This window comes from Streptomyces sp. NPDC048349 (assembly GCF_040651925.1).
Taxonomy (GTDB): domain Bacteria; phylum Actinomycetota; class Actinomycetes; order Streptomycetales; family Streptomycetaceae; genus Streptomyces.
Genome location: NZ_JBEZLA010000136.1, coordinates 1 through 3,967, shown reverse-complemented (window position 1 = coordinate 3,967; position 3,967 = coordinate 1). Strand labels below are relative to the sequence as shown.

The following is a 3,967-nucleotide window of genomic DNA, read 5'->3' as shown; positions in this document are numbered from 1 at the left end:
GATGCGGCGGATGACGGCGTTGGACACGGATTGACCTTCCGAAGGGGACAAGGGCGGTCGCAGGCATGCCGAAGACATGCGTGAGCCACTCACACACAGGAGAGGGGTTCGTCGGCGGGGGGTGAAGCACCCCTGCCGCCTTGCGACTCATCCAGTTCTACAGACGCCCGCAGGCCCTGGCAACGACCCCGCTTACTAGGGACCTTCGCAGCCGCGGTCCTGCGACCCCCTGGCGGACGCGGAAGGATCGGTGCAGGTGAGGGCGGGTGCGCAGGGGGCTGCATCGAGGCGTGAGGGCCTACTAACCCGGTTCGTATGTGACCTGAGCCCTATGGGGCGAGTCACCTCCAGGGCACCCGAATCTCACCGAATGTGACTGTTTGACCCCTTCGAGAAGCCGACCAGATGCCCGAATCACCCAGGAATGAAAGGGAATGGATGCATCAAAGGCCGCCTTTCTCGGCGACCTGAAGCGGTGGGACGAAGCAGCGGCACGCAGCAGTGGGACGAAGAGGGACGCAGCCCGCTGGCGGCTGCGTCCCTCTGTGCCGGGTCGTGTGGGTCTGGGCGGATGGGGCGGGTCAGGGGGCGATCTCGAACTCGGGCGGCTCGAGGTCGTTCAGGCATCCGGTCTTCGGTGCGTCCGGGGTCTCGAAGAACGACAGGGCGATCTCCTGGGCGCACTTCGAGGTGGCGAACACCACGTGCGGCTCGTAGGGGACCGTGACGACCTTGGCCTTGCTCAGCGTGCGGGCGACGTACGGTCCGTTGTCCGCCCCGGTCTGGGAGTCGAACCCGCCCGACAGGGCGAGGGTGGGGGTGTCGCCGCGCGTGACGTCCCGGATCGAGCGCGGGGCTGCGGGGACGTCCCAGACGTCGCAGTCCGGACGGAGGAAGGTCAGCTGCGGAGCCTGGGCCTGCACCTCGCGGGGGAAGGAGGGGAACGCTTCCTGTCCACCCCGGAGCGCCTGCTCCTCGGTCTCGTACGGTGTCCACTCACTGCAGAAGACGCCGTAGACGAGACCGTGCGCGATCCTCCCCATGGCCTGGGGGCTGAGCTTGCCGCCCGCCCAGTGTTGCGCGATCCGCTGGGGCTTGCCGTTCGCCAGCTCGTCCAGGGCTGCGGGTACCTGGGTCGCCACGTGGGTGGCGGACGTCATCCAGTTCACCAGGGCTCCGCCGTCCAGTACGACCTTCACCTGCTTGTCGTCGTCGGGGAGCGTGATGGTGGTGGTGACCGGTTTGGCCTCGAGCTGTCGGACGAGCCGGTCGAAGGTGGCCGACAGGTTCGGGTAGCGCATGGCGCACGCCGGCTGGTCCGCGCAGGCCTTGAACAGGCCGTCGAAGCCCTGCCGCGCGCTGCTCCAGGTCGCCGCCGAGCCGCCCTTGGACGGCGGGAGGATGCCGTCGAGGCCCACCGAGCGGAGCCCCTCGGGGTGCAGCCGCATGTAGACCAGCGCCAGGTGGGTTCCGTAGGAGATCGCGTACAGGTTCCACTGCTTGATGCCCAGCGCGGTGCGCAGGTCCTCGTAGTCGGCGGCGCTCTCGATGTCGTTGTACGCGCTGAGGTCGACCCCGCGGCCCGCCAGTTGGTCGCGACAGGTCTTCGTGGCCTCGACGTGCAGGCGCTCGGTGGACGGCGCGTCGTAGACCAGGCCGACCGCGCGGGCGTTGAACTCGTCGATGTTGGGGCACAGGAGCGTCGGGTCGGCCGAGTAGGTGCCGCGCTGGGACATGAGGATCACGTCACGGTCGCGGTTCAGGCCGCCGTCGATCGCCATCTTCGCCTCCCCCACCGCGTCGTCCCCCGGTCCGCCCGCGAGCCACACCACGGGGTCGGCTTTCGGTGTGTCGGCCGCGGCGGGCACGATGGCGACACCGAGTTCGATCGTTCGACCGCCGGGTTCGGTGCGGTTCTCGGGCACGGTGAGCGTTCCGCAGCGGGCCCCTTCGAGCGCCTTGATCGGTTCCGGGGTCTTGGGGCAGGGGCCCGGTTCGTAACGGGCGTCGCCCACCGTCCGGGCGGCCGTGCCGATCGGCACTCCACTGCCCGTGTCGGTGCGGGACTGCGCCTGAGCGGGCGCTGCGAGCAGGCCGGTGATGAGGAGACCGGTCGCCATACCGGCCGGCGCGGCCAGGCGCTGTCGTGCATTGCGGCGACGACGGGGCGCTTGATGGAGTGTCATCTGCCCTCCCGGCTACTTCGGGATGATCGTGAACGGTTCGGGCTCGAGATCGTCCACGCAACCGGTGTCGGGTGCGGTCGGGTGGGCGAAGAACGACGCCAGCACGCGTTGCGCGCAAGGCGACTGCGGGACCACCCAGTGGCCGATTCCGGGAACCTGCACGGCGGTCGACCGCGACAGGTTGCGGGCCGCGTCCCGCGCCCAACTCGCCCCGGTCTTCGCGTCGAACGTGCCGGAGACGACGAGCGCCGGCACCGAGCTGACCGTGGCCACCCGCTGGACGGCCGCGCGGTCCGGTACGTTCCAGATCCGGCACGCCGGGTACTGGAAGGGAAGTTGCGGCACCTGGGCCAGGACCGTGTCCGGCCACCCGGGGAAGGCCTTGCGGCCTGCGGCCAGCACGTCGGATTCCGAGTGCCCCGGCGCCCACTCGCTGCACGCGATCGACTCCGTCAGGCCGTGCGCGAACACGCCCACGTTCTGGACCGAGCCGCCCGCGCGGGCCTGCGCGAAGCGGTCCGGGTTTCCGTTGGCGAGCTCCTCGAGCGCGGCAGGCAGGTCCTTGGGCCGGGGCGTGAACGCGACGATCAGGTTCAGCAGCGCACCGCCGTCGAGGACGACCTTGACGAGCGATCCTCCGCCCGGCGGCGTGACGGTCAGCGTCAGGGGCTGCGCCTCCAGCTTGCGCACCTGCTCCGTCAGCGTGCGGGGAAGGTCCGGGTAGCGGTCCTTGCAGGCGGGTTGCGCGGCGCACGCCTCGAAGATGGCGCCGATCCCCTCAGCCGCGCTGCTCCAGGTCCACGGCAGGGTCGCGGTCTGGGGAGGCGCGACGGAGTCGATCGCCAGGGCACGGATCCCTTCGGGGTGCCGGCGGAGGTAGGTCAGGGCCAGGTCGCTGCCGTAGGAGTACCCGTAGACGTTCCACTGGGAGATGGCCAGCGCCTTCCGCAGGTCGGCGAAGTCCGCGGCGTTCTCGGTGGTGTTGTAGGCACTCAGGTCGACGCCGTCGGCCGTCAGGCGGTCGCGGCACTCCTTGACCGCCTTCAGCATGAGCTGCTGCGCCTGCTCGGCGTCGTAGCCCAGGCCCACGGCTTGGGCGTTGAACCGGTCGATCTCGGGGCAGGCGAGGTTCGGCTGGTCGTAGAGGTTCCCGCGCTGGGCCATGACGATCAGGTCGCGGTCCTTGTTCAGCCCGGAGTCGACGAGGAACGGGATGTCGTCGAACGTGTCGGCGCCCGGGCCGCCCGCCATGAACACCACGGGGTCCGCGGCCGGTTTCGCCGACGTGGCCGGAATGACGGCCACGGCCAGTTTGATGGTCCGCCCACCGGGGCGGGAGCGGTTCTCGGGGACCTCGACGAAGCCGCAGCGCGCGTCGTCCAGCGCTTCGATGGGCTCGGGCGGCTCAGGACAGGGGCCGGGCACGAACCGGGACGGGGCCGGCAGCCCGGGTCCCGTGGATGACTGGGCCGGGGGCACCGTGGCGCTGCTGGGTGTGGCACCGAATGCTGCCAGGCAGACCAGAGCGGCCGAGGCAGCCATCGCGAGGATGCTGTGCTTGGGCATGTGATCTCGTTCCTCTGCCGACATCGTCGGTGGCCCGGCCGGGCCAACCCGCCGCAGCGGTTTGGGCGGAACGCACATTTCCGACGCTACCGGGTGACGCGTTCACACGCACGCGGAGCCGCCGCGCCCGCACCGCCTGATCGCGCTCGCCGCCCTCCTCCAGCGCCTGCCCCAGGTAGTACAGCGTCCACGCCTCGCCGCGGGCGTCCTCCGCC

Annotated in this window: 2 protein-coding genes; both read right to left on the bottom strand. The window is 70.5% G+C overall.

Features of this window, described 5'->3' with window-relative positions; translation table 11 throughout:
- Window positions 1–581: 581 nt before the first annotated feature.
- The gene (locus tag AB0D44_RS34190; protein WP_362598760.1) at window positions 582–2,186 is read right to left on the bottom strand and encodes an alpha/beta fold hydrolase; all 1,605 of its coding nucleotides are present in this window, start codon (window positions 2,184–2,186) and stop codon (window positions 582–584) included.
- Window positions 2,187–2,198: 12 nt separating this feature from the next.
- Entirely contained in the window at window positions 2,199–3,752 is a 1,554-nt protein-coding gene (locus AB0D44_RS34185) for an alpha/beta hydrolase (protein ID WP_362598757.1), read from the bottom strand.
- Between the last annotated feature and the right edge of the window lie 215 nt (window positions 3,753–3,967).